The 26,201-nt window shown below is 63.4% G+C and carries 30 protein-coding genes; 17 read left to right on the plus strand and 13 right to left on the minus strand.

Annotation, left to right across the window (positions count from 1 at the left end; all coding sequences use genetic code 11):
* Window positions 1–10 precede the first annotated feature (10 nt).
* Window positions 11–1,006, plus strand: a complete 996-nt coding sequence (locus ABDZ98_RS02090; RefSeq protein ID WP_160590548.1) for an acyltransferase family protein — start codon at window positions 11–13, stop codon at window positions 1,004–1,006.
* Between the two features lie 59 nt (window positions 1,007–1,065).
* A complete protein-coding gene (gene nadB / locus ABDZ98_RS02095; RefSeq protein WP_160590547.1) occupies window positions 1,066–2,652 on the plus strand; it encodes an L-aspartate oxidase in 1,587 nt (528 codons plus the stop codon).
* A gap of 20 nt (window positions 2,653–2,672) precedes the next feature.
* Here the strand turns inward: nadB and ABDZ98_RS02100 are convergent, their stop codons facing one another.
* Window positions 2,673–2,972 (minus strand): DUF1330 domain-containing protein, encoded by a 300-nt coding sequence (locus ABDZ98_RS02100; protein ID WP_160590546.1) that lies wholly within the window; start codon window positions 2,970–2,972, stop codon window positions 2,673–2,675.
* A gap of 55 nt (window positions 2,973–3,027) precedes the next feature.
* Window positions 3,028–3,249 carry a hypothetical protein gene (locus tag ABDZ98_RS02105; protein ID WP_202385966.1) on the minus strand — a complete coding sequence of 74 codons (222 nt, stop codon included), beginning with the start codon at window positions 3,247–3,249 and terminating at the stop codon, window positions 3,028–3,030.
* 631 nt (window positions 3,250–3,880) lie between these two features.
* On the opposite strand from ABDZ98_RS02105, the gene ABDZ98_RS02110 reads away from it, so the two are divergent.
* Entirely contained in the window at window positions 3,881–5,944 is a 2,064-nt protein-coding gene (locus ABDZ98_RS02110; RefSeq protein WP_160590544.1) for a ribonucleoside-diphosphate reductase subunit alpha, read from the plus strand.
* A gap of 121 nt (window positions 5,945–6,065) precedes the next feature.
* The gene (locus ABDZ98_RS02115; RefSeq protein ID WP_160590542.1) at window positions 6,066–6,365 is read left to right on the plus strand and encodes a hypothetical protein; all 300 of its coding nucleotides are present in this window, start codon (window positions 6,066–6,068) and stop codon (window positions 6,363–6,365) included.
* 18 nt (window positions 6,366–6,383) lie between these two features.
* On the opposite strand, the gene ABDZ98_RS02120 is transcribed toward ABDZ98_RS02115, so the two are convergent.
* From ABDZ98_RS02120 to ABDZ98_RS02130, 3 genes are read right to left on the minus strand one after another with little or no spacing between them, the layout of a single operon-like run.
* Entirely contained in the window at window positions 6,384–7,319 is a 936-nt protein-coding gene (locus ABDZ98_RS02120; RefSeq protein WP_160590540.1) for a phosphatidate cytidylyltransferase, read from the minus strand.
* Window positions 7,316–7,957, minus strand: coding sequence for a lysophospholipid acyltransferase family protein (locus ABDZ98_RS02125; RefSeq protein ID WP_160590538.1), 642 nt, complete (start codon window positions 7,955–7,957; stop codon window positions 7,316–7,318). Before ABDZ98_RS02125 ends, ABDZ98_RS02120 begins: the two co-directional genes overlap by 4 nt.
* Entirely contained in the window at window positions 7,954–8,574 is a 621-nt protein-coding gene (locus tag ABDZ98_RS02130; protein ID WP_160590536.1) for a CDP-alcohol phosphatidyltransferase family protein, read from the minus strand. Before ABDZ98_RS02130 ends, ABDZ98_RS02125 begins: the two co-directional genes overlap by 4 nt.
* Window positions 8,575–8,678: 104 nt before the next feature.
* Between ABDZ98_RS02130 and ABDZ98_RS02135 the strand changes: the two genes are divergently transcribed.
* From ABDZ98_RS02135 to ABDZ98_RS02145, 3 genes are all read left to right on the plus strand, one after another.
* On the plus strand, window positions 8,679–11,492 hold the full coding sequence (locus tag ABDZ98_RS02135) for a CHAT domain-containing tetratricopeptide repeat protein (protein WP_160590534.1): 2,814 nt from the start codon (window positions 8,679–8,681) through the stop codon (window positions 11,490–11,492).
* An 84-nt stretch (window positions 11,493–11,576) separates the two neighbouring features.
* Entirely contained in the window at window positions 11,577–11,876 is a 300-nt protein-coding gene (locus ABDZ98_RS02140) for a hypothetical protein (RefSeq protein ID WP_160590532.1), read from the plus strand.
* A gap of 187 nt (window positions 11,877–12,063) precedes the next feature.
* The gene (locus tag ABDZ98_RS02145; RefSeq protein WP_160590530.1) at window positions 12,064–13,128 is read left to right on the plus strand and encodes a ribonucleotide-diphosphate reductase subunit beta; all 1,065 of its coding nucleotides are present in this window, start codon (window positions 12,064–12,066) and stop codon (window positions 13,126–13,128) included.
* Between the two features lie 271 nt (window positions 13,129–13,399).
* Here ABDZ98_RS02145 and ABDZ98_RS02150 read toward each other — a convergent pair whose 3' ends face one another.
* On the minus strand, window positions 13,400–13,762 hold the full coding sequence (locus tag ABDZ98_RS02150; protein WP_160590528.1) for an endonuclease domain-containing protein: 363 nt from the start codon (window positions 13,760–13,762) through the stop codon (window positions 13,400–13,402).
* Between the two features lie 506 nt (window positions 13,763–14,268).
* Here ABDZ98_RS02150 and ABDZ98_RS02155 point away from each other — a divergent pair.
* Both ABDZ98_RS02155 and ABDZ98_RS02160 read left to right on the plus strand, forming a co-directional pair.
* Window positions 14,269–15,012: a DUF6629 family protein gene (locus ABDZ98_RS02155; RefSeq protein ID WP_202385965.1), complete on the plus strand. Its 744-nt coding sequence runs from the start codon at window positions 14,269–14,271 to the stop codon at window positions 15,010–15,012.
* 87 nt (window positions 15,013–15,099) lie between these two features.
* Complete coding sequence (locus ABDZ98_RS02160; protein ID WP_237437420.1) at window positions 15,100–15,348, plus strand: hypothetical protein; 249 nt, start codon at window positions 15,100–15,102, stop codon at window positions 15,346–15,348.
* Window positions 15,349–15,406: 58 nt separating this feature from the next.
* Here ABDZ98_RS02160 and ABDZ98_RS02165 read toward each other — a convergent pair whose 3' ends face one another.
* Both ABDZ98_RS02165 and ABDZ98_RS02170 read right to left on the minus strand, forming a co-directional pair.
* Window positions 15,407–15,703: a hypothetical protein gene (locus tag ABDZ98_RS02165; RefSeq protein WP_160590526.1), complete on the minus strand. Its 297-nt coding sequence runs from the start codon at window positions 15,701–15,703 to the stop codon at window positions 15,407–15,409.
* 138 nt (window positions 15,704–15,841) lie between these two features.
* Complete coding sequence (locus ABDZ98_RS02170; RefSeq protein ID WP_160590524.1) at window positions 15,842–16,357, minus strand: thermonuclease family protein; 516 nt, start codon at window positions 16,355–16,357, stop codon at window positions 15,842–15,844.
* Window positions 16,358–16,619: 262 nt separating this feature from the next.
* Here ABDZ98_RS02170 and ABDZ98_RS02175 point away from each other — a divergent pair, with 262 nt between their 5' ends.
* The 4 genes from ABDZ98_RS02175 to ABDZ98_RS02190 all read left to right on the plus strand — a co-directional run bounded on the left by ABDZ98_RS02175 (window position 16,620) and on the right by ABDZ98_RS02190 (window position 19,939).
* The gene (locus ABDZ98_RS02175; protein ID WP_160590522.1) at window positions 16,620–16,817 is read left to right on the plus strand and encodes a YdcH family protein; all 198 of its coding nucleotides are present in this window, start codon (window positions 16,620–16,622) and stop codon (window positions 16,815–16,817) included.
* A 122-nt stretch (window positions 16,818–16,939) separates the two neighbouring features.
* Window positions 16,940–18,130: a Na+/H+ antiporter NhaA gene (gene nhaA / locus ABDZ98_RS02180; protein ID WP_160590520.1), complete on the plus strand. Its 1,191-nt coding sequence runs from the start codon at window positions 16,940–16,942 to the stop codon at window positions 18,128–18,130.
* The gene (locus ABDZ98_RS02185) at window positions 18,130–19,119 is read left to right on the plus strand and encodes a TerC/Alx family metal homeostasis membrane protein (protein ID WP_160591075.1); all 990 of its coding nucleotides are present in this window, start codon (window positions 18,130–18,132) and stop codon (window positions 19,117–19,119) included. Before nhaA ends, ABDZ98_RS02185 begins: the two co-directional genes overlap by 1 nt.
* An 82-nt stretch (window positions 19,120–19,201) precedes the next feature.
* Window positions 19,202–19,939, plus strand: coding sequence for a carbonic anhydrase (locus ABDZ98_RS02190; RefSeq protein ID WP_160590518.1), 738 nt, complete (start codon window positions 19,202–19,204; stop codon window positions 19,937–19,939).
* A gap of 127 nt (window positions 19,940–20,066) precedes the next feature.
* On the opposite strand, the gene ABDZ98_RS02195 is transcribed toward ABDZ98_RS02190, so the two are convergent.
* The 3 genes from ABDZ98_RS02195 to ABDZ98_RS02205 form a co-directional block, all read right to left on the minus strand.
* Window positions 20,067–20,450 (minus strand): DUF2200 domain-containing protein, encoded by a 384-nt coding sequence (locus ABDZ98_RS02195; protein ID WP_160590516.1) that lies wholly within the window; start codon window positions 20,448–20,450, stop codon window positions 20,067–20,069.
* Window positions 20,443–21,219, minus strand: a complete 777-nt coding sequence (ppk2, locus tag ABDZ98_RS02200; RefSeq protein ID WP_160590514.1) for a polyphosphate kinase 2 — start codon at window positions 21,217–21,219, stop codon at window positions 20,443–20,445. Before ppk2 ends, ABDZ98_RS02195 begins: the two co-directional genes overlap by 8 nt.
* Window positions 21,220–21,299: 80 nt before the next feature.
* The gene (locus tag ABDZ98_RS02205) at window positions 21,300–21,713 is read right to left on the minus strand and encodes a thermonuclease family protein (RefSeq protein WP_337190168.1); all 414 of its coding nucleotides are present in this window, start codon (window positions 21,711–21,713) and stop codon (window positions 21,300–21,302) included.
* Window positions 21,714–21,839: 126 nt separating this feature from the next.
* Here ABDZ98_RS02205 and argB point away from each other — a divergent pair, with 126 nt between their 5' ends.
* From argB to ABDZ98_RS02225, 4 genes are all read left to right on the plus strand, one after another.
* Window positions 21,840–22,751, plus strand: a complete 912-nt coding sequence (gene argB / locus ABDZ98_RS02210; RefSeq protein WP_237437419.1) for an acetylglutamate kinase — start codon at window positions 21,840–21,842, stop codon at window positions 22,749–22,751.
* Window positions 22,752–22,828: 77 nt separating this feature from the next.
* Window positions 22,829–23,122: a YggT family protein gene (locus tag ABDZ98_RS02215; RefSeq protein WP_160590512.1), complete on the plus strand. Its 294-nt coding sequence runs from the start codon at window positions 22,829–22,831 to the stop codon at window positions 23,120–23,122.
* A 32-nt stretch (window positions 23,123–23,154) separates the two neighbouring features.
* The gene (locus ABDZ98_RS02220) at window positions 23,155–23,931 is read left to right on the plus strand and encodes a hypothetical protein (protein WP_160590510.1); all 777 of its coding nucleotides are present in this window, start codon (window positions 23,155–23,157) and stop codon (window positions 23,929–23,931) included.
* Window positions 23,932–23,934: 3 nt separating this feature from the next.
* Window positions 23,935–24,555, plus strand: coding sequence for a MarC family protein (locus ABDZ98_RS02225; protein ID WP_160590508.1), 621 nt, complete (start codon window positions 23,935–23,937; stop codon window positions 24,553–24,555).
* 17 nt (window positions 24,556–24,572) lie between these two features.
* Here ABDZ98_RS02225 and ABDZ98_RS02230 read toward each other — a convergent pair whose 3' ends face one another.
* Window positions 24,573–25,187, minus strand: a complete 615-nt coding sequence (locus ABDZ98_RS02230) for an LON peptidase substrate-binding domain-containing protein (protein WP_160590506.1) — start codon at window positions 25,185–25,187, stop codon at window positions 24,573–24,575.
* Window positions 25,184–26,092: a tetratricopeptide repeat protein gene (locus ABDZ98_RS02235; protein WP_160591069.1), complete on the minus strand. Its 909-nt coding sequence runs from the start codon at window positions 26,090–26,092 to the stop codon at window positions 25,184–25,186. Before ABDZ98_RS02235 ends, ABDZ98_RS02230 begins: the two co-directional genes overlap by 4 nt.
* Window positions 26,093–26,201 lie beyond the last annotated feature (109 nt).

Raw genomic sequence — 26,201 nt, forward strand, 5'->3', positions numbered from 1 at the left:
TGACCGGCGGATGGACGCGCCTGCCCAGCAACACCAGTATTCGATCCATTACCTGCGCGCGCTGGCCGCGCTGATGGTGGTTGCCTGCCATTGCTTCGGCTATGGCATCGTGCCCGTGGCGGACATGCGGGCGGTCGAATGGCTCAGGCACGGGGTGGCCATCTTCTTCGTCATTTCCGGCTTCGTGATGGTGGTTTCCACCACCGGGCGCGACATCGGGGCGGGCGAATTCCTGATGCGCCGCCTGATCCGCATCGTGCCGCTGTACTGGCTGGCGACCCTGGCATGGGGCCTGCTGTGGAGCGATCTAGCGCCCGACCGGCTGATCCCCTCGCTCGCCTTTGTATTCCTGCTTGATCCGGTCTTGCCCATGGCGCGCCCGCCAGTGCTGGCGGTGGGCTGGTCGCTCAATTTCGAGATGTTCTTCTATCTGATCTTTGCCGCCGCGCTGTTCGTGCCGCAGCAATGGCGGCTGTATGCGGCCTGCGCGATGCTGCTGGCCTATGCCGCGCTGGCCAGCCTGCTGCCGCTGCCACCGCAGGCGGCATTCCTGGCAAATCCGCTGCTGGCGCTGTTCGCTGGCGGGATGGCGATGGCGCATTTCAACCTGCGCCTGCCGGTAATCTGCGCGCCGCTTGGCCTGGCGATGATGGCGCTGGTGCCATATGCCACAGACAGCGTTGTCGCGGCGGTGCTGGTCCCGGCAATGCTGATCGTCCTGGGCGCCCGATCGCTCGATGGCCGCCTGCCGCACTGGAAGCTGCCCGCGCTGCTGGGCGATGCGTCCTACAGCATCTACCTCACGCATATCTTCGTGATGCAGTTCATCGCCTGGTATGTGGCCCCGCATCTGCCGGGCGTGGCACTGGTGCCGCTGGCGATTGTGGCGGCATCGGTATTTGGCGTGGCGGTGTACCGGATGGTGGAACTGCCGATCACCAGCTTCCTGCGCGCGGCCCTGCGGGCGCGGCGTCAGCGGCTGGCGCTCAGCGAACAGGCCGCCTGAGCGACATACGCTAAAGGTCCATACTTGCCCAAGTCCCCACTTAAGGCCATGTCCGCATCATGACTGGCAAGGCTTATGACGTCCTCGTAATCGGCTCTGGTGCTGCCGGGCTGACGGCTGCATTGTCTCTGGCGACGCGGCTGAAGGTGCTGGTGCTGGCCAAGGGCACGCTCAACTCCGGCTCCACCGCATGGGCGCAGGGCGGGATCGCCGCCGTGCTCGATACCGGCGACACGTTCGAGGATCACATCCGCGATACGATGGTGGCAGGCGCGGGCCTGAACGATCTGGAGACGGTGGAATTCGTCATCGGCCAGGCTCCCGCAGCAATTGCCCGGCTGGTGGAACTGGGCGTGCCGTTCAATGCCGAGGGCAAGGACCTGCACCTCACCCGCGAAGGCGGCCATTCGCACCGCCGGATCGTGCACGTCAACGATGCCACCGGCTGGGCGGTACAGGCCGCGCTGCTGAAGGCGGCAGAGGAAAATCCCAACATCACCCTGCTGCCCGATCGCACCTGCGTGGACCTGATCACCGGCCGGAACGAGCTGAAATATTCAGGCTCCGGCCGGGTGTGGGGCGCCTATGCGCTGGATACCGCCACCGGCAAGGTGGAAGCCTATACCGCGCGCGCCACGGTGATGGCGGCGGGCGGGGCGGGACGCGTCTACCAGTTCTCCACCGCGCCGCGCGGCGCCACGGGAGATGGCATTGCCATGGCCTGGCGAGCCGGTGCGCGTGTCTCCAACATGGAGATGATGCAGTTCCACCCCACCTGCCTGTATAATCTGGAGGTCAAGAACTTCCTGATCACGGAGGCCGTGCGCGGCGAGGGCGGGCACCTGCTGCATCCTGAAACCGGCCACCGCTTCATGGCGGATTACGATCCCGAGCGGATGGAGCTGGCCCCGCGCGACGTGGTCGCCCGCGCCATCGATGACCAGATCAAGCGCTATGGCCTCGATTTCGTCCATCTGGATATCAGCCACCAGCCGGCGGAGTTCGTGCGCGAGCACTTCCCCACCATCCATGAAAAGCTGCTGGGGCTGGGGATCGACATGACCACCGGCCCGATCCCGGTTGTGCCGGCGCAGCATTATACCTGCGGCGGCGTGCTGATTGACCTCAACGGGCGGACCGATCTGCCCGGGCTTTACGCGGCGGGCGAATGCACCGAAAGCGGCCTGCACGGGGCCAATCGCCTCGCCTCCAACTCGCTGCTGGAATGCTTTGTGTTCGGCGATGCTGCGGCAAAGGACATTCTCGCCAGCTGGGACAGCTTCACCGCTCCGCCCGCGATCCACGAGTGGGATGAAAGCCGCGTCACCGATTCGGATGAAGAGGTGGTGATCAAGCAGAACTGGACCGAGATCCGCCGCTTCATGTGGAACTATGTCGGCATTGTCCGCACCACCAAGCGGCTGGAGCGCGCGGCGCACCGCATCGCCATGCTGGGCGGCGAGATCGAGGATTATTACGGCCACTTCCGCGTGACCACCGACCTGATCGAACTGCGCAACCTGCACCAGAGCGCCGAGCTGATCGTCAAGAGCGCGCTGGCCCGCCACGAAAGCCGCGGGCTGCACTACACGCTCGATTATCCGCAGACCGCCGCGGAGGCGAAGGATACGGTGCTGGTGCCTTAGGCTCCCCTGACCAGCATCCCTTAACCCGCTGGCGGCACGAACCCTTGGACCAGCACCATGCGGCCCTTGCTATTGTCGGTCCGCAGATGCTTGATCGCGCTGTATTCAGGCGAATCGTACCAGGCGCGCGCGGCGGCGGCGTCGGGGAATTTCAGCACGACGGTCGTCTTGGGCGGATCACCCTCAATCGCTGTGGAGGCCGGATCAATGGCCAGCACTTCTACGCCTGTCCCGGCAAGTGTCGGACCCACAGATGGACCATAGGCGGCAAAGCCTTCCGGATCGGTCACGTCATAGGTGGCGATGATATAGGCGCTCATGTCTCTCTCCCATGTGGTATTTTCTGGCGGGGCATTGATCGAAATTGCAGCGATTTCAATCGCCCATCATGAATATCAGCACCCAGAACAGGAAGGTTCCGCCAAGGAACAGCATCCATGACCAGTAGAGTTTGAAATCGAGACCGAGCATTGCGATGTCCACATCGAAGCTGCGAATGTTCAGCTGCCCGCCGGTTGTGCCGCCCGAACCCATGAACAGGGCTATCAGCAGGGTGAAGAAGATTCCGATGGGAATCGCTTTCAGCAATGAGATCATCTGTGCGTCCTTGTTGCTCCAGCATGCGATCCTGGCGCTTTGTGTCCCAAGGCGGCTCTGCGGTCCAGTGTTTCGCGCATACCCAGTGTTTCGCGGATACCCGGTGTTTCGCGGATCCTGTGGTCATGGAACACCACCACGGCGCAGCATTGTTGCGGCGCGCGATTCTTTTGAATCCCGATCGGGAAACTGCACAGATTTTTTTCCGCAGATCGATTTTGGGGCTTGCGCCCCGCGCGAGCCGAGTTTCTTCCACGCGTCGCGGTGTGTTGTGTGTGTAGGACACGTATGAATTTGCAGTCCAGGGGGCGGTAAAACTGTCTGAACCCACTTGCGCCGCAATTCAGTCCGATTCACTATGGGTTGTGGCAGGGTTGTAAGGGATACCCACAATACCTAGATTTCCAGTGCAGGCGCCAGGGCGCGCCAGGCATCAGGATTCTTTCGGTTCCGGTCTCCCTTTCACCGCTGCCTGTGGGCAGGCGGGGGATAAGTTTTTCTCTGCCGACGCGTGGAAACGGATAGGATGGGGCAACTCCCGCCGATTCGAACACATGCGGAACATCGGGCGAAACATCGGGGTGGTCCAGGACAGGACCGGATGAGCATTTAGATCGGGACGGGCGCAATTATGGAATTCAGGAACACGGACGAAGCGGCAATGGGCCTCGATTTTACAGCAAGCGCGCCAACCCCCGAAACCAGGACGGAAGCAAAGTCGGCCGGTGCCGATGTTGCCGGTAAGGTCGTCGACAAGTCCGAAAAGGCAGTGGCAATGGACAAGCAGGATGCAGGCAGTGACGAGCTGGTGGCACAGGCTGCCGCCGATGCCGTGGCCGGTGCGCTGGCGCAGGCCGCAAAGGCCGGGGCCGCGCCGCAAAGCGATTCCAAGACCGTCAATGCACGCCGGTTCGAGATCGCTACCGATCCCGCGCGCGATGCCAATCTGACCGAATTCGGCAAGGCGACGCTGGACGATCGCTACCTGCTGCCGGGTGAAACCTATCAGGACCTGTTCGCCCGCGTGGCCGATGCCTACGCTGATGATCAGGCCCATGCGCAGCGCCTGTATGACTATATTTCCAACCTGTGGTTCATGCCCGCCACGCCGGTGCTTTCCAATGGCGGCACCGGGCGCGGCCTGCCGATCTCCTGCTATCTCAATTCCGTGTCGGACAGCCTGGAAGGCATTGTCGGCACGTGGAACGAGAATGTCTGGCTGGCTTCTCGCGGTGGCGGCATCGGCACTTATTGGGGCCATGTGCGCGGCATTGGCGAGCCGGTTGGCCTGAACGGCAAGACCAGCGGCATCATCCCCTTCGTGCGGGTGATGGATTCGCTCACCCTGGCGATTTCGCAAGGCTCGCTGCGGCGCGGTTCGGCTGCCTGCTATCTGGATGTGAGCCACCCGGAGATCGAGGAGTTCCTCGAAATCCGCAAGCCATCGGGCGATTTCAACCGCAAGGCGCTCAACCTGCACCACGGCGTGCTGCTGACCGATGAATTCATGGAAGCGGTCCGCGCGGGCGAGAAGTTTGACCTCAAGTCACCCAAGGACGGATCGGTCCGCGCCACCGTGGATGCGCGCAGCCTGTTCCAGAAGCTGGTGGAAACGCGCCTCGCCACGGGTGAGCCCTATATCGTCTTCTCCGACACGGTGAACCGGATGATGCCCAAGCATCACCGCGATCTGGGGCTGAAGGTTTCGACCTCCAACCTGTGCAGCGAAATTACCCTGCCGACCGGCATTGACCATCTGGGCAATGATCGCACGGCTGTGTGCTGCCTGTCCTCGCTCAACCTGGAAAAATGGGAAGAGTGGAACGGCGAGAAGGACTTTATCGAGGACGTGATGCGCTTCCTCGACAATGTGCTGCAGGATTATATCGACCGCGCCCCGGACGAGATGGCCCGCGCCAAATATTCGGCCGAGCGTGAACGCTCCGTCGGCATGGGCGTGATGGGCTTCCACTCCTTCCTCCAGGCCAAGAACATCGCGTTTGAAAGCACGATGTCCAAGGTGTGGAACCTGAAGATGTTCAAGCACATCAATGCCAAGGCGAACGAAGCATCGATGATGCTGGCCAAGGAACGCGGCCCGTGCCCCGATGCCGAGGAAATGGGCGCGATGGAGCGTTTCAGCTGCAAGATGGCGATTGCGCCGACCGCGTCGATCAGCATCATCTGCGGCGGCACCAGCGCCTGTATCGAACCGATCCCGGCCAATATCTACACCCACAAGACGCTTTCGGGCAGCTTCGTGGTGAAGAACCCCTATCTGGAAAAGCTGCTCGACAAGAAGAGCAAGAATTCCACCAATGTGTGGAACTCGATCCTGGAGAAGGGCGGCAGCGTCCAGCACCTCGATTTCCTCACCACGGAGGAAAAGGCCACCTTCAAGACCAGCTTCGAGATCGATCAGCGCTGGCTGCTGGAATTCGCCGCCGACCGCACGCCGTTCATCGATCAGGCGCAGAGCCTCAACCTGTTCATCCCGGCTGACGTGGACAAATGGGATCTGGCAATGCTGCACTTCCAGGCATGGGAAAAGGGCATCAAGTCGCTCTATTACCTGCGCTCAAAGAGCGTGCAGCGCGCCGGTTTCGCCGGCGGCGTGGAAGCGGACAACACCGCGGAACCTTCCAAGTACGAGTTGCCGACGACCGATTACGACGAGTGTCTGGCTTGTCAGTAAGGCCAGGCCACCAGACAAGCGAAAACGGCGGCAGCAATTGCCGCCGTTTTTGTTTGCGCAACGCAGCTTTGCATGACCAGCGCACGTGTGTTATGTTTATGATACACCTTGGAGGAATGACATGACCGCGCGCCGTACCATCACGCTTGTTGCCACCGCTGGCCTCGTGCTGCTCCTCTCCGCCTGCGCCAACCAGATCGATGCGGGCGTGGCGCAGGGCGCGGATGTTCCCGGTTTCTGGTGGGGTCTGTGGCACGGCTTCGTGTTTCCGTGGGCGTGGATCGGATCGCTGTTCGATCCTGACATCGCCGTCTATGCCGTGCCCAACAAGGGCGGCTGGTATGACTTCGGCTTCTTCGTCGGCATCACCGTGCTGGGCGGCGGCAGCTTCTTCGGATCGAAGAAGGGCCGCAAGGACTAGCCCCGCGCCACCATCGGCTCACGCGCCGAAGAAGTAGTTGATCAGGTGGAAGAACACCGGCGCGGCAAAGCTGACCGAATCCATCCGGTCCATCGCTCCGCCATGTCCCTCTATCATCGTGCCCCAGTCCTTCGCGCCCAGTGAGCGTTTGACCGCTGACAGCACCAGCCCGCCCACAAAGCCCGCGGTGACGATGGCCAGCGCCATGCCCGCCGCCTGAACGGGCGTGAACGGCGTGATCCACCACAGGCCAGCGCCGATGGCCGAAGCGGTCAGGCCGCCGCCGATCAGCCCCTCCCACGTCTTGGCCGGGCTGACCCTGGGGGCGACCTTGCGTTTGCCGAAAAGCTTGCCGAACACATATTGCAGCACGTCCGACAGCTGCACCACGGTGATCAGGAAGAACAGCAGCAGGAAGTTCTGATCGAAGCCGGGAATATCCAGGATCAGCAGCGCGGGCGCATGGCTGATGCAGAACACCGTCAGCATCAGCGCCCACTGGATGCGCGCGCTGCGCTGGAGGAAATCCGATGTCTCCCCCTTCAGCACGATCAGCACGGGCAGCAGCAGGAAGGCCCACACCGGGATCAGGATGGTGAACAATGTCTGCCATTCCGCCGCGATCAGCCAGTATTGCAGCGGGATGAAAAGATAGAACGCCGCGGCGATGGCGCGGTGATCCTCCGCCCGTGTGGGCGTGATCGAAAGGAACTCGCGCAGGCAATAAAAGCTCACCAGCGCGAACAGCACGATGGTGACGATCTTGCCGAAGGCGAAGGCCACCGCGAAGATCGCAATCATCATCCACCACGCCTTGATCCGCGCGTTGAGATTATCGACCGTGGCGCGACCGGCCTCGCTCGCCACTGTGCGTGACAGCACAAAGCCGATGGCGGAGGCCACCAGCAGCAGCGCCGCCACGCCGCCGAACAGGGTGATCATCGTCGGGCTCATGCGGGCACTCCTGTGGATGCGGCGCCTTCGGCCATGACGCACACGGCATCATGCGCGCGGGCGAGGAAGGCCTGCTTGTCCTCGCCCTCCGCCAGCGTGATCGGCGTGCCGAAATTGGCCACGCAGCTGATCGGCGCGGGCAGGGTCGCCCCCTTGGGATAGGCGCGCGCCAGATTGGCCAGATAGACCGGCACCAGCTGCACTGCGGGAAAATCGCGCGCCAGATGGTGCAGGCCCGATTTGAACGGGGCGGGCAGGGCCTCATTCCGGCGCGTGCCTTCGGGAAAGATGATCAGCGATTCGCCGCTTTCCAGCACATCGCGCAACGGGGCCAGCGGATCGCGGCTGCCGCCGCGCTCCACCAGCACGGCGCGCAGCACCTTGAGCGCGATAAAGCGGGAGAGCGCATTGCGGCCCCAGTAATCCGCCGCCGCCACCGGATGGGTGGTGCGGCGCAGGGTCACGGGCAGGGCTGCGCACAGGATGATCGTATCCAGATGGCTGGCATGGTTGGCGAAATAGATCCGCTGAACCGGCTCCGGCCCGCAGCCGCGCCAGCGCGCATGGCCGCCGACCAGAAAGCGGGTGAGCGCAAAGATCAGCTCGCGCACCAGTCCTGCCACCGCGTCTGCGATCATCGGAATTGTGCTTTCAGCAGGTGGGCGATGCGCTGTGTACGGATCACGCAGGTCACCGCCGATCCGGCGATGATGAGCCACAGGGTCAGTTGCATGACGACGCCATCGTCCAGCGCGCAGGCGATCAGCGCGCCCAATGTCAGCACGAACATGCGGTGCTGCTTGGCCATCGGGCCGACGAAATCCTGCGCCAGCCCCAGCGCCCCGCCACTGGCGCGAATATAGGCGGTGCCAAAGGCCAGTATGGTGGCGCCATACCCCAGCTCCGCCACGCCGCTGGCATAGCCCGCGCCGATCAGCAGCAGCGCATCCTCCACCCGGTCCGGCAATTCGTTGAACAATGGCCCGGTGGCGCTTTTCCTTCCGCCTTCCACCGCCACCAGCCCGTCGAGCATATTGGCCAGCAGGCGCAATTGAATGCCCAGCGCGCCGCCCAGCCACAGCCACCGGCTCTCACCCGCCTGCAGAAACGCCCATGCGCCCGCCGCGGCGAAGATAATGCCGATGGTGGAGATCGCATTGGGGGAAAGCCCGGCGCTGCCCAGCGCGCGGGCAAGCGCCTGCGCCCAGCCCGCTTGCCGCGTTTTCAGCGGCCTGCGATTTTCCCGATCGGCCAAAGCATTTCTCCCCCCTGATGCAAGTAGAGGCTAGCACAGGCAGGCAAAATCGTTCTAGTTTGAAATAGATGAGAGGAAAGTAAGGCTTGGGGTCGCTTCCTGTAATGAAATATGTGGTTGCTGCGGTGCTTGCTTCTGGCTTGCTGGCCGCCGTTCCGCTTGCTGCGCAGGAGGTAGCGCCGGAGCCAACTTTGGCGCAGATGCAGGCGCGCGATCAGTTCAGCCCGCCCGCGCAGGAGCTGGCCGCATGGCAGGAATTTGCCGCCCGCGTGCTGGCCGATCCCTCCACCAGCGCCGATGTGGCGGCGCAGACGCATTTTGGCCTGGGCGTGGCCTATTATTACGCCCGCCAGTATCCGCAGGGGTGGGATGAGTTTGCAGCCGCCCAGGCATTGCTGGCGCAGATGGATGCCAGCCCGCCCTACCACGCCCGCCTGCTCGCCTATGGCTCGATGATGCTGGTCGAACTGAACCGCATTGATGAGGCGCAGGCGATGGCGCAGCAGGCCTTTGCGCTGGCCGAAGCTGGCGGAGAGGCGGCGCTTGCCGATCTGGCGCTGGCGCATAATGCGCTGGGCGTGCTGGCCTTTGCCGACAATGATCTGGTGGCCGCAGAAACAGCGTTCTGCGCTGCGCGGGACCTTGGCATGCGCGCACAAGTTCCCGACCATGCGATGATCGTGAACGATGCGTCTTCGTGCGGCGCGGTGAAATATTATCTGGAGCGGCGCGATACGGTGGAGGCGGCGCGGTTTGCGCGCGATTATGCCTCTGCCCACCTGCCCAGCGATCATCCCAAAATGGGCAATGTGCTCAACATCACCTATGCCGTGCTGGTCAGCTATGGCCGCTATGGCGAGGCGGTGCCGCTGATCCGTCGCCATCTGGATCTGGAGCGCAAGCTGCGCGGCGATACGGATGAAGATATTTATGACCCGCTATCCATGCTGGCGCGCTCGCTGGAGCAACTGGGCCAGTATGAGGAGGCGGAGGGCATCTTCCGCGCCGCCGCCGCCATAGCCGACAATATGAACACCAGCGCCCAGCCCTATATTCCCGGTATCGCGCATACCAACCTGGCCCGTGCGATCGCCCGGCAGGGACGGCTGGATGAGGCCGAGCGCGAGGCCCGCGCCGGGGTGGAACAGCTAGTCCGGGATCTGGAGCCGACCAATTTCAACATCGGCAGCGGGCAGGTCCAGCTGGCCGATCACCTCGCCCGGCTGGGCCGGTCGCAGGAAGCGCTGGCGCTGACCGACAGCGCCCTGCCGCTGCTGGAAGCAGGATTGCCCGAGGGCCACAGCGAAATCCTCACCGCCCGGCTGATCCGCGCGCGCATCCTGTCCGACCTTGGCCGCCATGATGAGGCGGTGGCGCTGGCCGCGCCGACTGCCCAATTCTTCGCCCGCCAGCTGTTCGACGTTGCTTCGAGCGAGACAGAGCTGGTCTCGCTCTCGCAAGTCCTGCCAGAGGCGCTGGGCGATTATCTGCTGGTGGCCCTGCGCGCCGGCGCAATGGATCAGGCAGCCGAAGCCGCGCAATTGCGGCTGCTGTCCGAACTCACCTTGTCCAACGCGCGCATCCGTGCCGGCGCGCTGGCGCGGGGCAACGGGCTGGGCAGCCTGCTCGATGCGCTGGATGCGGCGCGGGCGCGCACTGCATCGCTGGCCGCGCAAATGGCCGCAGCGCAGGCCGATGAGGGCGCGCAGCTGGCGCAGCTGGCCGCCAATCTGGCCAGCGCGCGCGAACAGGCGCAGGCGGCGCAGGCGCAGCTGGAAAGCGAATTTCCCGAATATGTCGCGCTGGCCCGTCCGCAAACGGCATCGCTGGCCGATCTGCAGGCGACATTGGGGGAGGACGACCTGCTGGTCCTGCCGCTCTCGCTGCCCGACCGGGCGGTGACCATCGCCATCAGTCATGACGATGTGCAATGGGGTGAGGTGCCGCTGCTCGCCTATGACCTGCGCACGCTGGCAGACCGGGTGCGGCAATCGGCGCAGGCGGTGGGCCTGTTCGATACAGATGCCGCCGCGCAGCTGTATGATGCGCTGTTCGCGCCCAATCTGCGCCCGCTGCTGGCGCGCAAGCAGCGCCTGCTGTTTCCCGCCAGCGGCTATCTGGCGCGCATTTCGCCCGCCATGCTGCTGACAACTGCGACCAGTTCGGACGATCTGGGCGATGCGCCGTGGCTGCTGCGCGATCACTCGGTCAAGGTGCTGGCGGATCTGGGGGAGCTGGCCTCTGGCCGCACCAGCCTGGCCGGGGCGGATTTCCTGGGCGTGGGCGCGCCAACCGGCCTGCCGTCCTCGCTGGGCAAGGGCGCGGCGATGAGCCTGCCTCCGTTGCCGCGCGCGCGGGATGAATTGCAGGCCCTGTCCGCCGCGCTGGGCAGTGCCGGATCGCTGGTCCTGTCAGGCAATGATGCCACGGAAGAGCGCCTGCACGCGCTGGAACTGGACCGGTACGGCGTGATCGCCTTTGCCACCCACGGCCTGCTGGGCGGGGAGGTGCCGGGGCTGGCGGAACCGGCGCTGCTGCTCACCCCCTCTGGCGAACAGGGCACGGCGGGTGACGGACTGCTGACCGCCAGCGAGATTGCCGCGCTGCACCTCAATGCCGACTGGGTGATCCTGTCCGCGTGCGAGACGGCGGCGGGAGAGAGCGCCAGCGCGCCGGGATATTCCGGCCTCGCGCGTGCCTTCGCCCAGGCCGGAGCGCACAGCCTGATGCTCAGCCACTGGCGCGTGCGCGATGATGCGGCGGCCTATCTCAGCGTGGAAACCCTGCGCCGCGCGGCTGCGGGCGAGGACCGGGGCGATGCCCTGCGCGGTGCCCAGCTGGCAATGATGGCCGATCGCGCCATGCCCGATGCCGCCCATCCGGCGATCTGGGCGCCGTTCGTGATCGTGGAGAACTGACGCGCTGGCCGCCTGTCGCCCGCGCGCCGCACACCGCTTTTCGATTGCAAAGTATTAACCACCAATCTGGTAGTTGCCCTGCTCATGAGCAAGCGCCCGAACAGATTTGCCACCCACTACGGCTATGGCGAGATCAAGACGTCTCGCTATCTTGTGCTGTATGTGGCGCAGGCGTTCTGGCTGGTGTTCGGCGTGTACCTGTATTCAGGGGCGTTCTGGCCCTCCACCTGCACGCCGGAAAATGTCCTCGAGATATACAGCTGTTCGATGCGCCTGCCCGAAAACGGCGGCTGGCGCGAAGCGGCCTTGCTCACCTGGCTGTGGGCCACGCCGATCCTGATCCTGCTCGAAATCTCCCGCCGCATGGGCAAGAGCGACGACTGATTGCAGCGCACGGCCATCGGCCAGGCTGCTGCCATGACTCTGACCGCTGCCCGCCCGGCGAACGGCTGGACTCACGCCGTGCACGGTTCGTCCTCAATTTATCCCCGCATAAACCTGCCTGCTTGCCTTCGATTCTGCGCCATGGTTCCCTATATTGGAACTTCGCTCAGATTCTCGGAGATACCACATGTCGTTGCTCGAAGCCCGCAAGACCTACAAGCCCTTTGAATATCCGTGGGCTTATGAGTTCTGGAAGCGGCAGCAGCAGATTCACTGGATGCCCGAAGAAGTGCCTTTGGGGGAGGATTGCCGCGACTGGGCGCAGAACCTCTCCGATCATGAGCGCAACCTGCTCACGCAGATCTTCCGCTTCTTCACCCAGGCCGATATCGAGGTACAGGATTGCTACCACGAAAAATACGGCCGCGTGTTCAAGCCGGTAGAGGTCAAGATGATGCTGGCCGCCTTCTCCAACATGGAGACGGTGCATATCGCCGCCTATTCCCACCTGCTCGACACCATCGGCATGCCAGAGAGCGAATATGGCATGTTCCTGGAATATGAGGAGATGAAGGACAAGCACGACTATCTGCAGGAATTCGGCGTCGACAATGACGAGGATATTGCCCGCACGCTGGCCATGTTCGGCGGCTTTACCGAAGGCCTCCAGCTGTTTGCCAGCTTTGCCATGCTGATGAACTTCCCGCGCTTCAACAAGATGAAGGGCATGGGGCAGATCGTCAGCTGGTCCGTGCGCGATGAGAGCCTGCACTGCGAAGGCATCACCCGCCTGTTCCACGCCTTCTGCGCAGAGCGGGACTGCCTGACAAAATCGGTCAAGGAAGACATCATGGACATGTGCCAGAAGACGGTGCGGCTGGAAGATGCCTTCATCGATCTGGCGTTCGAACAGGGCCCCGTGCCCGGCATGACGGCCAAGGAAATCAAGCGCTACATCCGCTACATCGCCGATTGGCGGCTGGGCCAGCTGGGCCTGCCCAACATCTACATGATCGAAGACCACCCGCTGCCCTGGCTCGCCCCGCTGCTCAACGGCGTGGAGCACGCCAACTTCTTCGAAACCCGCGCCACCGAATATTCCAAGGGCGCCACCCGCGGCAACTGGCAGGACGTGTGGTCCAGCTTCGACAAACGCAAGAAAGCCACCGCCGCGAATGAAGAAGAAGCGGTGGACGATGGCCCGGGGCTGTTTGGTGAGGGTGAAGGTTCAGGCATACAGGCGGCGGAGTAGGGGGTGGCGACTCGCGAAGACCTGAAAGGCTGGGTGTTTGAAGCTCTAACGGACCTCGGGCCTTCCTAGGTTCCGGACGTTGCGAGGCATATTTGGGACAATCATGAGGCAGATCTCCGTTCGTCAGGCGATCTATTTTACACTTGGCAGTACGCGATGCATTGGGAAGCGCAAAAGCTTCAGCAGGAAGGTCAGCTTCTTAAGAAGACCAAGGGTCGTATCTGGGAGCTCACCTAAGGAATTTGCATTCCCCTCCTGCGTGCGGGAGGGATCAGGCTTTCGGACTTTTTAGCCTTTGCACTTCTTCGGCGATGGCTAGCACCACTCCCTCTGAATTGCCCAACACATCACCATTGGTGAAGCGCAGCACGGTATAGCCATTCGCTTGCATCCAGTTGTCCCGAACGGCGTCTGACTGCGGCGCCCGGTCATGGCTGATGCCATCGCATTCGACCACCAGCTTCAATGCCCTGCACAGGAAATCGGCAAAGTAAGGCCCTACGGGCATTTGCCGGCTGAACTTTGCGCCTGCCTGGCTGCGGGCGAGGTATCTCCACAGCATGCGCTCGGCAGGAGTAGCTTGGTGGCGCAACGTGCGGGCGCGGGAAGTGTTGCGTGGGTTCCACTCGGCCATGCAGCGGGTTTGCCCTTATGAGGGAGTGTTCGCAAGGTGGTCGCTAATGTTGCTGGCCCACCCCCGTCCCCTCCCGCAAGCGGGAGGGGAGAAGAATGGTGCGACGAGTCCCCCTCCCGCTTGCGGGAGGGGTTAGGGGTGGGGTCTTCCTTTACTGCGAGACTGGGTAGCGCGCCACCACACCCCTTTCCTACACCCAAACCACCGCGCTACCGCCAGACCGGCTCTTTCACATGGTCAGGCAGGTCTGTGGCTCCGCGTAAGGATATTGCTCGAACGCGTCAGATAATTTTATTTTGTGCAAGGTGTGTGTTTGCCTCCAAACAGGACATAACACGCTGAAATACTGCGCAATTATCCCGGTCCGCGAAGTTTACACCGTGTCACTTGTGTAAACCTGGGCGGCGCAAACCGGGCGCGGAGTGGCCAACCGTGGGGTCACCTGCGCGGCCATCTCCCGGTCCCGTGTCCGCGCTATAGCCATCCACGTGCCGCTGCGGCATAGCATGGCAGCGGGATTGCCCGCCCCAGCCTTCAAGGGAGCGCGTGCCATCTGCTTCTCCGCCACCGCAAGTTTCACCGCCAGTGCCGTGCTTGCCGTGGTCGGCACGGTGAGTTTGCGGCAGGCGCACAGGTTCGGGCTGGCCGATGGCCAGGGTAACGGTGTGGGTAACGGGCCGGGTAACGGTCTGGGCGCGCGGAACTATCCCTATGCGGCGATCCCGCTGCTGTTCGCCGCGCAGCAATTCATCGAAGGGTGGCTGTGGCTGGGTCTGGCCGGTACGGGGCCGGAATACATGCCGTCCGTTCCCGCGCTGACGGTGCTCTACCTGATGTTCGCCAACATATTGTGGCCGGTCTATGTGCCCGTCGCCGTGCTGGCGCTGGAGACGAGCGCGGCGCACCGCCGCCGGCTGATCGTGCCGCTGCTGGCCGGGATCGCGGTTAGCCTGTTCTTCCTCAATGCGCTGATCACGCAGCAGGTGTGGGCGGAAATTGCCGGGCACCACATCGATTACCACCTGCCGCACAAGTATGATGTGGTGGCGGTGCTGGTCTATGCCGGGGCGGCGTGTCTTGCTCCGCTGATGTCCAGCCATCCGATGGTGCGGTTGTTCGGCGGCCTGCTGGTGGCATCGATGATCGCGGCGGCGGCGATCTACCTGACGTGGTTCGCCTCTGTCTGGTGCTTCTTCGCCGCTTTGCTGAGCGTGGCGGTGTTGCTGCAATTCAGGCGCCGCAATACGTAAATGGTGCAACTGGCACGGCCCCGGCAATCCGCGCTATGCTTCACGCGCGGGCGACTCGCTTCTGCCCGCGACACAGGAGTTTTGACCATGAATACATCCCCGTTCCCGTCCCTGCGCACTGCGGCCCTGCTGCCGCTGGCCGGTGTCTTCGCTCTCTCGCTGGCGGCGTGCCAGGCCGAACAGCCGACCTACGAAGCCGATGCGGAGGATGTGAGCGGCGGTGATCTGATCGTCTCTCCCGACGATCCGGCGAACGTGCCGGTGAATGTGCCCGAAACGCCGATGACGCCCGTGCCGGATGAAACGGCGTCCGCAGCAGATACAGCTGCCGAATAGTACCGGGGGTCAGAGGGGCTGGCGCAAGGCCGCCCCTCCTTCCCGCGCATGGGGCTGATCAGCCCTTGGTGTTGGCGGAGGCGCCTCGCGTGTCTGCGCCTTGCGCTTCGGCCTGCGCGCGCTTGGCTGCAACGGCCTGAGGGTCATCCACCCGCTCGGCGGTGTTCACGGTCTTATCGGCATTGCCGGCCTGCTCGCCGGCACCAGAGATCCCAGCAGCGGCTTCCTTGGCATGGGCGGCTTCGGCATCATGATGGGTGCTGTCATGGCTGCTGTCCTGGGCGAGGCCGGCGGTGCTCGTCCCGGCAATGGCCAGCGCTGCCAGCGCGGCAGCTGCAATCGTCTTTGGTATCATCTCGTCATCCTTCCCGGATCCGGCGCGGATCGCCGAATCGCGCGTATCAGCGCCTGCGCGCGCAGCTTTGCACGTCGCTAGCGCCAGAGCGGGGCCGGCTTGCGCCCGGATGCGGCGGACTGGCCCGCGCGGGACCGATCAGCACCAGTCCACCTTCGCGCGCGAATCATAGCGGCGGGCACTGCCGATGCGCCGCATGTGATCGCCCAGGTCGTCGCGCGATCCATCGGCGGCTTCGCGCCACACGGTCTGCAGCTCGCGGCCATAGCGGTCATGCCCGGCCTGATCGGCGGGCAGCATCAGGAACGGTCCGCGCTCCAGCCAGGCGAGCAGGTCGGCGGTGGCACGACGAGCCAGCTCGCGCTCGGCATCGCAGCGCCCGTCACGCTCAGGCGCGTCGATCCCTTGCACGCGGATGCGGCGGCTGGCGATGCGGAACGTGTCGCCATCGACCACGCAATTCGGCGCATAGCCGGGGGCATCGCACAAGGCGAAACCGGCGGTGACTTGCTCGCCTGCGGGCATCGGCAGGCCGATCCGCTGGCGCAGGGCCGCATCGTTCCACGCCAGAGCTGCGCCCACCAGCACCGCCACCAGCAGCATCGGGCGGATGTAACGCGCGGCGCGGCGCAGCAGGCTGAGGGTTTGGGCCACCGGCGCAGATAAAACCGGGGGCGGGCCAGCAGCAAGCGAGGCAACAAATTCCTCCCCGCCTGAAAATAACACTTGAAATCAGACCGAATCGCTCGCATTAAGGCTGCGCGGACCGGGCCCCTCTGGCGGGCGTTGTTCTACGACGCTCGTGATGTCGGACCGCATCGGACAACCGATGCGTTCTGGCGGGCACCTACCTCCCCCCACACACAAACGCAGCGGTTGAACGATCACCCTATTGCCTCTCGTAAGGAGACCAAGGATGACGGCCCGTTTGTATCGATTGACCCTGATGCACCAACGCATCGATGAGCGCTTGCGCATGGAGCTGAAGCGCCGTGCACCAGACCAGTTTGCGCTGGCGCGGCTCAAGAAAATGAAGCTGCGGGTGAAGGATCTGATCCACCGCCACACGCCGCGCTTTGCCGGCAGGTTTGCGTCCAGGCCCATCACGGGCTGAACGCAGCACGCGCAGGGGCGGCCAGCCGCTTCCCCTTTCCCGTTCCCCCCTCTCAGGAAATGGATGGGGCGGGTCGTCCCTGCGCAAACTGCCAGCTTTCCGCCATGTCGGAGAATTGATCCATGCTTTCCACAGTCACCCCGATGCTGCGCGATTTCCTGCGCCAGGAAAGCGCCGGCGGGATTGTGCTTATCGTCGCCGCCGCACTGGCGCTGGCGATCGCCAACAGTCCTGCAGCGCCGCTTTATGCCGCATTCCTGAGCCTGCCCGTGATCGCCGGGATCGGGCCGGTGGTGATCGACAAGTCGCTGCTGCTGTGGGTCAATGACGGGTTGATGGCGGTATTCTTCTTCCTGGTCGGGCTGGAAGTGAAGCGAGAGGCGCTGGTCGGCCAGCTCAACAGCTGGGACAAGGCCTCGCTGCCGGTGATCGCGGCGATTGGCGGTATGGCCATGCCCGCCGCGATATATCTGGCTATCAATGCCGGAACACCGGGAAACATGGCTGGCTGGGCAATCCCCGCCGCCACCGATATCGCCTTTGCGCTGGGCATATTGTCACTGCTTGGTCCGCGCGTGCCGGTGGCGTTGAAGGCGCTGCTGCTGGCGATTGCGGTGATCGACGACATTGGCGCCATCGCCATCATCGCACTGTTCTATACTGCCGAGACGAACCTCACCATGCTGGCGGGCGCGGCGATCACGCTGGTGCTGCTGGCGGCGGTGGGCAGGGCGCGTGTTGCCTCCTCCATTCCCTATGTGCTGCTCGGCATCATCCTGTGGGTGTTCGTGCTGAAATCAGGTGTCCACGCGACGCTGGCGGGCGTTGCCGCAGCGCTGTGCGTGCCTTTGCGCGCGGGACAGGAGAGACCGCTGGAACGCATGGAACATGCGCTGCACCCGTGGGTGGCCTTTCTGGTGATCCCCATTTTCGGCTTTGCCAATGCCGGCGTCGCGCTGGGCGGGGTGGAGGTTTCCGATCTGGTCGCGCCGCTGCCGCTGGGCATCGCGCTGGGCCTGCTGATCGGCAAGCAGATGGGCATTTTCGGCTTTGCCTGGGTGGCCATCAAACTGGGCCTGGCACGGCTGCCCGCTGCGGTGGGGTGGAGGCAGCTTCACGCATTGTCTCTGCTGGCTGCCATCGGCTTCACCATGAGCCTGTTCATCGGCAATCTCGCCTTTTCCGATCCTGCCACCGTGGATGCGGTGAAGATCGGCGTGCTGGGCGGGTCGCTGATCGCGGCGCTGGCCGGATATTTCATGCTGGACCGGGCGCTGCCCCGATCGGCAAACACCAAGGACATTTCTGAATGATCGAGTTTCTCACCGCCGACTGGCTCGGCACGCCCGCATGGTTCTGGGCGGCATTTCTTGCCATTGTGGCGATCCTGACCGTGTTCGACCTTGGCGTGCTGCACAAGGAAGACCGCGAGATGGGCATTGGCGAAAGCCTCAAGCTGTCGGTCTTCTACATTGGCGTGGCGATGGCCTTTGGCGTCTGGGTCTGGCTGGAGCGCGGTGCTACGTCAGCATCCGAATATTACACCGGCTTCTTCATCGAAAAGGCGCTGTCGATCGACAACGTCTTCGTGATCAGCCTGATCTTCAGCTATTTCGCCGTTCCGCCCAAATACCAGTATCGCGCGCTGCTGTGGGGCATCATGGCGGTGATCGTGCTGCGCGGCCTGATGATCGCGGGCGGCGCAGCCCTGCTGGCAGAGGCCTATTGGGTGCTGTATATCTTCGCCGCCTTCCTGATCTTCACCGGCTTCAAGATGATGGTGGCGGGCGACAAGCCGATGGATATTGGCAATAACCCGGCGGTCAAATGGATCAGCCGCCACATGCGCGTGACGCCTGATCATCACGGTGAACGCTTCATCGTGAAGGTGAAGGACGAGAAGACCGGGCAGATGGTCCGCGCGGCCACTCCGCTGCTGCTGGCGCTGGTGGTGATCAACCTGGCCGATCTGGTGTTCGCGGTGGACAGTGTGCCGGCGATCTTCGCCATCACCACCGATACCTTCATCGTCTACACCTCCAACATCTTTGCCATATTGGGCCTGCGGGCACTGTACTTCGCCCTGGCGGCGATGGTCCATCGCTTCCATTATCTGAAATATGCGCTGGCTGCGGTGCTGGTGTTCATCGGCACCAAGATCTTCGTGTCCGACTTCCTGCTGAATGGCGGAAAATTCCCCGCCTGGGCCAGCCTTGGCGTGACCTTCGCGCTGATCGCGGGCGGCGTGTTCTATTCGCTGTGGAAGACCCGCGGCGAGGAGGAGGCGGACTGGCCGGCATGACGCGTGCGAGGCCGGTATCAAACTTCATCACGCACCTGAAACATCACCTCAATTTCTACATCAAACCAAGGAGTCTGAAATCATGAGAAAATTGCTTTTGTCTGCCGCACTGGCCGGGCTTGTGGCCGGTCCGGCTATGGCCGCAGCGGAGTGGGAATATGAAGGGCCGCACGGCGCTGATCGCTGGGGACAGCTGTCCAGGGATTTCGAACTGTGCGAGCGGGGGATCATGCAGAGCCCGATCGATCTGGGCGGTGCCAATGCCATGGGCGAAATGGCGCTGGATATTGACTGGCGGGCAGGCCCGCTGACCATGCTCAACAATGGCCATACGGTGCAGGCCAACTTCGCGCCCGGTTCATCAATCACCAGCGGCGGCAAGCTGTTCAACCTGCTGCAGGTGCATTTCCACACGCCGTCCGAACATACGGTGGATGGCGAGCATTATCCGCTCACCGCGCATTTCGTCCATGCCAGCGATGCGGGCGAACTGGCCGTTGTCGGCGTGATGTTCGAGGAAGGCGCGGCCAATCCCGAATTGCAGAAACTGGTCGATGCCGCTCCCGCGCAGGAGCGCGAGGCGATGACTGTCGAGGGCGCCAGCTTCGATCCGGCGGCCTTGCTGCCCGAAGATATGGGCATCTATCGCTATATGGGATCGCTCACCACGCCGCCTTGCAGCGAAGGGGTGAACTGGCATGTCGTGGCTCAGCCGGTCAGCGCCAGCTCCGATCAGATCGCGGCGATGGAATCCATCATGGGCATGAATGCACGGCCGGTGCAGCTGCTCAACGGCCGCCTTCTGGTGGCACCCGAATAGGCCGGACATGGATGACGCAGTGGCCGGGACCTGCCCGGCTGCTGCGTCAGACCAGGCGGGGCCAGACAGGACAGTGGTTTGGCATGGGCCAGCCCAATCGGGGACCTGGCCGCTGCCGCGCCAAACGTCATTCGCGCAGTATCTTCTCCATCCCCTTGCCGCGCGCGAGTTCGTCTACCAGTTTGTCGAGATAGCGGATTTCGCGCATCAGCGGCGCTTCGACGTCCTCCACGCGAATGCCGCAGACCACGCCTTTTATGAGTTCGCGGCGGGGATTCATGGCCGGGGCCAGGGCGAAGAAATTCTCGAAATCGGTCTTGTCTGCGAGCAGCTGTTCCAGCCCGTCGGTATCGTAACCTGTCAGCCAGAAGATGATCTGGTCGACTTCAGCCTTGCTGCGCCCCTTGCGCTCGGCCTTGGCGACATAGAGGGGATACACGCTGGCGAAGCTGGTGGTGTAGATGCGGTGCGTATTGGTGGCGGATCGGCCCGTCTGCGCGGTGTCAGTCATCGTCCGGGCCATAATGATCGATCGGCTTCAGGCGGCCGAATTCCTCGTTCAGCGGCGGATGCTCCAGCCGGGGCCAGTCGATCTCGTCCTCGGGCACATCTGTTTCAGGCAGGCGGTCGAGCAGGTTGCGGATGAGGGTCAGGCGGCCCTGCCTCTGGTCATTGTAATCGACCACGGTCCACGGCGCCTGATAGCTGTGGGTGGCGGCAAACATGGCTTCGCGCGCGGCGGTGTATTCGGCGAATTTGGTGCGCGCCTTGATATCGATGGGGGACAGCTTCCAGCGCTTCAGCGGGTCTTCCAGCCGCTCGGCAAAGCGCTCCTCCTGATGCTCCTGATCGCAGGCCAGCCAGTATTTGAACAGGCGGATGCCATCGTCCACCAGCAGCTTTTCGAACGTGGGCACATCGCGCAGGAAAGCCTCCACCTGCTCATCGGTGGCAAAGCCCATGACCTTTTCCACCCCGGCGCGGTTGTACCAGCTGCGGTCGAACAGCACGATCTCCCCGGCGGCGGGAAGATGGGGGACATAGCGCTGGAAATACCACTGCGTGGCCTCGGTCTCGGTCGGCTTGGGCAGGGCGACAAGGCGGCACTGGCGCGGATTGATCCGCTCGCTGATGGCCTTGATCGTGCCGCCCTTGCCCGCCGTATCGCGTCCTTCGAAGATTACCAGAATCCGCTGACCGGTCGTCTTTGCCCAGCGCGCCATGGCCACCAACTCATGCTCAAGCTGCTCGAGCGTCTCTTCATAATGTTTGCGTTTCATGGGCGCATTCTTCTCACCTGCGGCGCGGGTCGGCAAGTGCCGCCGTGCGGGTGCGTGCGACGCGACCAATACGATTGCCCCTACGCCTCGCACCAGTCTCCGCGGCGGCCCTGCCATTGTTCGGCCAGCCCTTCGGCCACCAATATCGCGCCCAGACTCCGCCCGTCGCGCATGACGATGCGCAATTGCCGGCCATAGCGATCAAGGTTGCGACCCTCGCTCACCAGCGTGAACGGACCCTGATTCAGCAATATCGTCAGCCGCACCGTCGCCTCTTCGCCAAGCTCGGCCTCCCGGCGGCAGGCGGGACGACTGATTTCGGGGGTGTTGATATCGGCCAGACGGATCTTGTCCCCGCGATACCAGATCGTGTCCCCGTCAACGACGCAGGTGATGCGGCCGCTGCCCGAACACCGGGAAAATTGGCCCTGCTCCAGATCCTGCGCAGCAAGCAGGAACGGAAAAACCAGGAGGAGGAGCAGGGCCCGGGTCACGATGCGGACCCTATGGCTGTGGCCGCCAGCCACATATCCGCGAGACTACGCATCAGGGGGAATGCCTAATAGATTGCGGGATCGACTAGGCAGTGCGCGGCAAAGCGACTATTGCGCGCAGCCATTATGACCAACACAGCAACGACACACGCGGGCGACAAGCAGATGCTGGCCAAGGCCGAGACTCTGATCGAGGCCCTGCCTTACTTCCAGCGCTATGCCGGGCGCAGCTTCGTGGTGAAATATGGCGGCCATGCCATGGGCGATCCGGAGGCGGCGCAGGACTTTGCCGAGGATATCGTGCTGCTGAAAGCCGTCGGCATCAATCCGGTGGTGGTGCATGGTGGCGGCCCGCAGATCGGCGCCATGCTGAAGAAACTGGGCGTGGAATCGCAATTCGTCGACGGGCTGCGCGTGACCGACAAGCAGACCGCCGAGATTGCCGAAATGGTGCTGTCCGGCGCGATCAACAAGGAACTGGTCGGCTGGATCGCGCAGGCGGGCGGCAAGGCCATCGGCATTTCGGGCAAGGATGGCGGGCTGGTGCGCGCGGAAAAGGTCACCCGCACGGTGAAAGACCCCGACAGCCAGATCGAACAGATTGTCGACCTCGGCTTCGTGGGCGAGCCCAAGGAAGTGGACACCACCGTACTCAAGACTGTCAGCGATGCCGGGATGATCCCGATCATCGCCCCGATCGCCTCTGACGGGGAGGGACATACCTATAATATCAACGCCGATACCATGGCCGGCGCCATTGCCGCCGCTCTGGGCGCGGCGCGGCTGTTCCTGCTGACCGATGTGCCGGGCGTGCTGGACAAGCAGGGCAATCTGCAGACCGACCTCAAGCCTGCGGACATCGCCCGCATGCGCGCCGATGGCACCATCAGCGGCGGCATGATCCCCAAGCTGGAAACCTGCGTTGCGGCGGTGGAGGCAGGCTGCGAGGCGGCGGTTGTGCTGGATGGCCGCGTGCCGCACGCCATGCTGCTGGAATTCTTCACCTCGCGCGGGGCGGGTACGCTGATCAGCGCCTAATGCGTATTAGGCGGTTGATACACTCGCCGCTGATGCTGTAGGCTCCGTTCGGGGACGCAATAATAAAGGGTCATGACGTGCTGCTAATCACACTTTCGCAGATCATCGGTTATCTCGTCTCGATCATCATCGTGCTGGTGATCACCCAGTTCGTACTCAGCCTGCTGATCAGCTTCAATGTCGTGAACATGCAGAACAATTTCGTGGAGGCGATCTGGCGCGCGGTGAACGCGCTGCTCGATCCGATCCTCAACCCGATCCGCAAGCTGATGCCCAACACTGGCGCAATCGACTTCTCGCCGCTGGTGCTGATCGTGGGTCTCAACATCCTCGATATCGTCATTCGCAACCTGGCCACCACCGCGCTTTGACTTTGCGCGCGGCGGGGCGCAGTGGCGGTTTCATGAAAAACCATCTTGCCCTTGCCGCCTGCGCAGCAGCATGCGCCCTTCTGGCCCTGGGCGGATGCGCCTCTGGTCGCGGCGGTCCGCTGGGCGACCAGATCAGCGGCAGGGCGAGTGACCGCCCGCTGCCACCTGTGGGCGATCCCGGATCTGTCGCTGCCGCCGATATCGCCTTTGCCAAGGCTGTGCGCGAAGATGGCGAGAGAGCCGCTTTTGACAATTACGCTGCCGGTGATGCCGTGGTGCATGACGAGGCCGGACTGGTCCCGGCGATGAGCTGGCTTGCCGGACAGGGCGATGGCCATGCCCTGACGCGCCGGTCCCCGTCTGTTGTCTGGTCCAGCTGCGATGGCACGCTGGCGGTCAGCTTCGGGCGCTATCTGGATGCAGGCGGAATTGTCGGCTCCTATGTCACGGTGTGGGAACTGCAGGAACGCTCCGGCTATCGCTGGACCTATGATCTGCGCGCGGCGGACAATCCGCAGCCCCCTCCGCCCCCGCCGCAGGTGGAGCCGGATGAGGACACGATCATCGTCACCCAGATCGATTCGATTGAAGGCAAGGTGGCCGATTGCACGCGTGCAGCCGGTTCGTCAGCGCCGCCGGTGGCGGCAAGTGACAGCGCGCCCGGCTCTGCCCGCTCCCGCGATGGCTCACTGCAATGGCGCTGGGAACACGGCGCCGATGGCCAGCGCCGCGTGGTGGTGGATTACCTGCGCGAGGGAAGCTGGCAGCAGGCGCTGGATTTCTCCGCACCGCCGGCCCCGGGCAGCTAAGCCATGACCGAACTGTTTCTCTCCGCCTTCGTGACCCTGTTCGTGGTGATCGATCCTCCCGGATGCGCGCCGATCTATGCCGGGCTGACCGCCCACGCGTCTCCTTCCGCGCGGCGCAACATGGCCATTCGCGCCTGTTTCATCGCCGGACTGATCCTGGTGGGCTTTGCGCTGTTCGGCGCCGATCTGCTGCGCGCCATGCATATAGAGCTGGATGCGTTCCGCATTGCCGGCGGTATCATGCTGTTCCTGATCGCGCTGGAGATGGTGTTCGAAAAGCGGACCGAGCGCAGGGAGGACCGGGCCGACAAGATCCGCGACAAGCCCGAATATGAAGATGTGTCGGTCTTCCCCATGGCCATGCCCATGCTGGCCGGGCCGGGCGCGATTGCCTCCATCATGCTGCTGGAAGGTTCGGCTGACGGCGTGGAAGGCACTCTGGTGGTGCTGGGCGCATTGGCGGCCGTGCTGCTGCTCACCATGCTGGCGCTGATGGCGGCAAGCCCGCTGATGAAGCTGTTCGGCGCCAAGGTGGAAGCGGTCATCACCCGCCTGCTGGGCGTGCTGCTGGCAGCCCTTGCCGCACAATATGTGATCGACGGTTTGAGGAATAGTTTTTCTTAGCCTGAGGCTAAAACAAACTACTGCAACGTAACCTTGCTTTCGTCGGGATCGCTGCGGCCGAAGAATTCCATCAGCTGGATCAGCAATTCGCAGCGCTGGTTCAGGTCGTCGGCTTCCAGCAGCGCCTGCTTGGCGGCAGCATCGAAGGGGGCGATCTGGGACAGGCCGTTGATCAGCGCGACATCGTCCAGCTGGGCGATTGATTCCCAGTCCACGGAATAGCCCTGCGCCTCGGCGAACTTGCGTGCTTCATTTTCAAACCCGGCGCGTTCGGCGCTGCTGAGGAATTCGCCAATCGGCTCCTCTATCAGCTCTGCCTCCACCTGGCGGAACGGCGTGGTCACATCCAGTTCGCGCAGGATGCGGAAGCGCTGCTCGCCGCCCAGCACGATATTGTACAGCCCGTCCTCTGATGTCTCGACGTCCTCGATCTTGCCCACGCAGCCGATGTCGAACAGCGGCGATCCTTCGCGCATGTCCTGCGGCTGGATCATGGCAATACGCCGGTCGCGGGCCAGTGCATCGCCCACCATGGCGCGGTATCGCGGCTCAAAGATATGCAACGGCAGTTGCAGGCCGGGAAACAGGATTGCGCCGGTCAGCGGGAAGATGGAGAGCCGCTTTCCGCTCATCCGAACAGCAACAACGACAATCGGCGGCGCTGGCCGGAAACCCACGGGTCTTCCAGCCCGACGGCTTCGAATATCTGCAACAGCTTGGCCTTGGCCGCGCCTTCGTTCCATTCCGCCTCGCGCTCGATCATGGTCAGCAGCACGTCAGCGGCATCATCGCGCACGCCTGCGGCAAAGGCGGCCTCGGCAAAGGCCATTTGCGCGTCCATATCCGCAGGGCGTTCCGCCGCTGCCGCGCGCAGAGCCTGCAATTCGCTGTCATCCACGTCCGGCCCGGCCAGTTCCAGTGCGCTATAGGCCTGCGCCACGGCTGCTTCGGCCTGCATTTCGGGCGGCAGGGCATCATAGGTGGCCTGCGCCTGTTCCTTGTGTCCGGCGGCCAGCAGGGCGCGGATCAGTCCGGCAAACGCCTCTGGCCTGGTGTTGTCCATCTGGCCGATCTGCATGAAGGCCTGTGCGGCCTGCTCTGCCTCGCCATCGGCCAGCAGCTTATCTGCAAAGGCGATCAGCTCGCCAATATCAGGAGCCTTCTGCCCGCCCTCGGCAGCTTCGCCAATGGGCAGCTGCGTCAGGATCTGGTCCAGCGCACCCTTCAGCTGCGATTCGGTGCGCGCCGGGGTCAGGTCCGCCACAGGCTGGCCCTGGAACATGGCATAGACGGTAGGGATGGAGCGGACCTGGAACTGTTCGGCAATGAACTTGTCCTCGTCCACATTGATCTTGGCCAGCACCACGCCCTTGTCGGCATATTCGGCGCAGACTTTCTCCAGGATCGGCGTCAACGCCTTGCACGGGCCGCACCATTCGGCCCAGAAATCCACGATCACCAGCTGCGTCTGCGAAGGATCGACCACCTGGGTGCGAAATCTCTCGACGGCTTTCTGCTCGTCCATACTAAGGCCCATGCTTGCCAAGTGGCTGCTCCTGCTATGCGTGAATCTGTCCAGACCCCTATGTGGAGCATCGGGCGCATTTGTGAAGGGTGAAGGCGCGAATTGCGCTTATCCTGCCATT

It is taken from the genome of Alteraurantiacibacter aestuarii, from assembly GCF_039523595.1.
In the GTDB taxonomy this organism is placed as follows: Bacteria; Pseudomonadota; Alphaproteobacteria; order Sphingomonadales; family Sphingomonadaceae; genus Alteraurantiacibacter; species Alteraurantiacibacter aestuarii.

Coding starts and splice junctions, on each gene's coding strand:
- ABDZ98_RS02090 (WP_160590548.1), top strand. CDS start 11: ATGGACGCGCCTGCCCAGCAACACCAGTATTCGATCCATTACCTGCGC.
- nadB (WP_160590547.1), top strand. CDS start 1,066: ATGACTGGCAAGGCTTATGACGTCCTCGTAATCGGCTCTGGTGCTGCC.
- ABDZ98_RS02100 (WP_160590546.1), bottom strand. CDS start 2,972: ATGAGCGCCTATATCATCGCCACCTATGACGTGACCGATCCGGAAGGC.
- ABDZ98_RS02105 (WP_202385966.1), bottom strand. CDS start 3,249: ATGATCTCATTGCTGAAAGCGATTCCCATCGGAATCTTCTTCACCCTG.
- ABDZ98_RS02110 (WP_160590544.1), top strand. CDS start 3,881: ATGGAATTCAGGAACACGGACGAAGCGGCAATGGGCCTCGATTTTACA.
- ABDZ98_RS02115 (WP_160590542.1), top strand. CDS start 6,066: ATGACCGCGCGCCGTACCATCACGCTTGTTGCCACCGCTGGCCTCGTG.
- ABDZ98_RS02120 (WP_160590540.1), bottom strand. CDS start 7,319: ATGAGCCCGACGATGATCACCCTGTTCGGCGGCGTGGCGGCGCTGCTG.
- ABDZ98_RS02125 (WP_160590538.1), bottom strand. CDS start 7,957: ATGATCGCAGACGCGGTGGCAGGACTGGTGCGCGAGCTGATCTTTGCG.
- ABDZ98_RS02135 (WP_160590534.1), top strand. CDS start 8,679: ATGAAATATGTGGTTGCTGCGGTGCTTGCTTCTGGCTTGCTGGCCGCC.
- ABDZ98_RS02140 (WP_160590532.1), top strand. CDS start 11,577: ATGAGCAAGCGCCCGAACAGATTTGCCACCCACTACGGCTATGGCGAG.
- ABDZ98_RS02145 (WP_160590530.1), top strand. CDS start 12,064: ATGTCGTTGCTCGAAGCCCGCAAGACCTACAAGCCCTTTGAATATCCG.
- ABDZ98_RS02150 (WP_160590528.1), bottom strand. CDS start 13,762: ATGGCCGAGTGGAACCCACGCAACACTTCCCGCGCCCGCACGTTGCGC.
- ABDZ98_RS02155 (WP_202385965.1), top strand. CDS start 14,269: ATGGCAGCGGGATTGCCCGCCCCAGCCTTCAAGGGAGCGCGTGCCATC.
- ABDZ98_RS02160 (WP_237437420.1), top strand. CDS start 15,100: ATGAATACATCCCCGTTCCCGTCCCTGCGCACTGCGGCCCTGCTGCCG.
- ABDZ98_RS02165 (WP_160590526.1), bottom strand. CDS start 15,703: ATGATACCAAAGACGATTGCAGCTGCCGCGCTGGCAGCGCTGGCCATT.
- ABDZ98_RS02175 (WP_160590522.1), top strand. CDS start 16,620: ATGACGGCCCGTTTGTATCGATTGACCCTGATGCACCAACGCATCGAT.
- nhaA (WP_160590520.1), top strand. CDS start 16,940: ATGCTTTCCACAGTCACCCCGATGCTGCGCGATTTCCTGCGCCAGGAA.
- ABDZ98_RS02190 (WP_160590518.1), top strand. CDS start 19,202: ATGAGAAAATTGCTTTTGTCTGCCGCACTGGCCGGGCTTGTGGCCGGT.
- ABDZ98_RS02195 (WP_160590516.1), bottom strand. CDS start 20,450: ATGACTGACACCGCGCAGACGGGCCGATCCGCCACCAATACGCACCGC.
- ppk2 (WP_160590514.1), bottom strand. CDS start 21,219: ATGAAACGCAAACATTATGAAGAGACGCTCGAGCAGCTTGAGCATGAG.
- argB (WP_237437419.1), top strand. CDS start 21,840: ATGACCAACACAGCAACGACACACGCGGGCGACAAGCAGATGCTGGCC.
- ABDZ98_RS02220 (WP_160590510.1), top strand. CDS start 23,155: ATGAAAAACCATCTTGCCCTTGCCGCCTGCGCAGCAGCATGCGCCCTT.
- ABDZ98_RS02225 (WP_160590508.1), top strand. CDS start 23,935: ATGACCGAACTGTTTCTCTCCGCCTTCGTGACCCTGTTCGTGGTGATC.
- ABDZ98_RS02230 (WP_160590506.1), bottom strand. CDS start 25,187: ATGAGCGGAAAGCGGCTCTCCATCTTCCCGCTGACCGGCGCAATCCTG.
- ABDZ98_RS02235 (WP_160591069.1), bottom strand. CDS start 26,092: ATGGGCCTTAGTATGGACGAGCAGAAAGCCGTCGAGAGATTTCGCACC.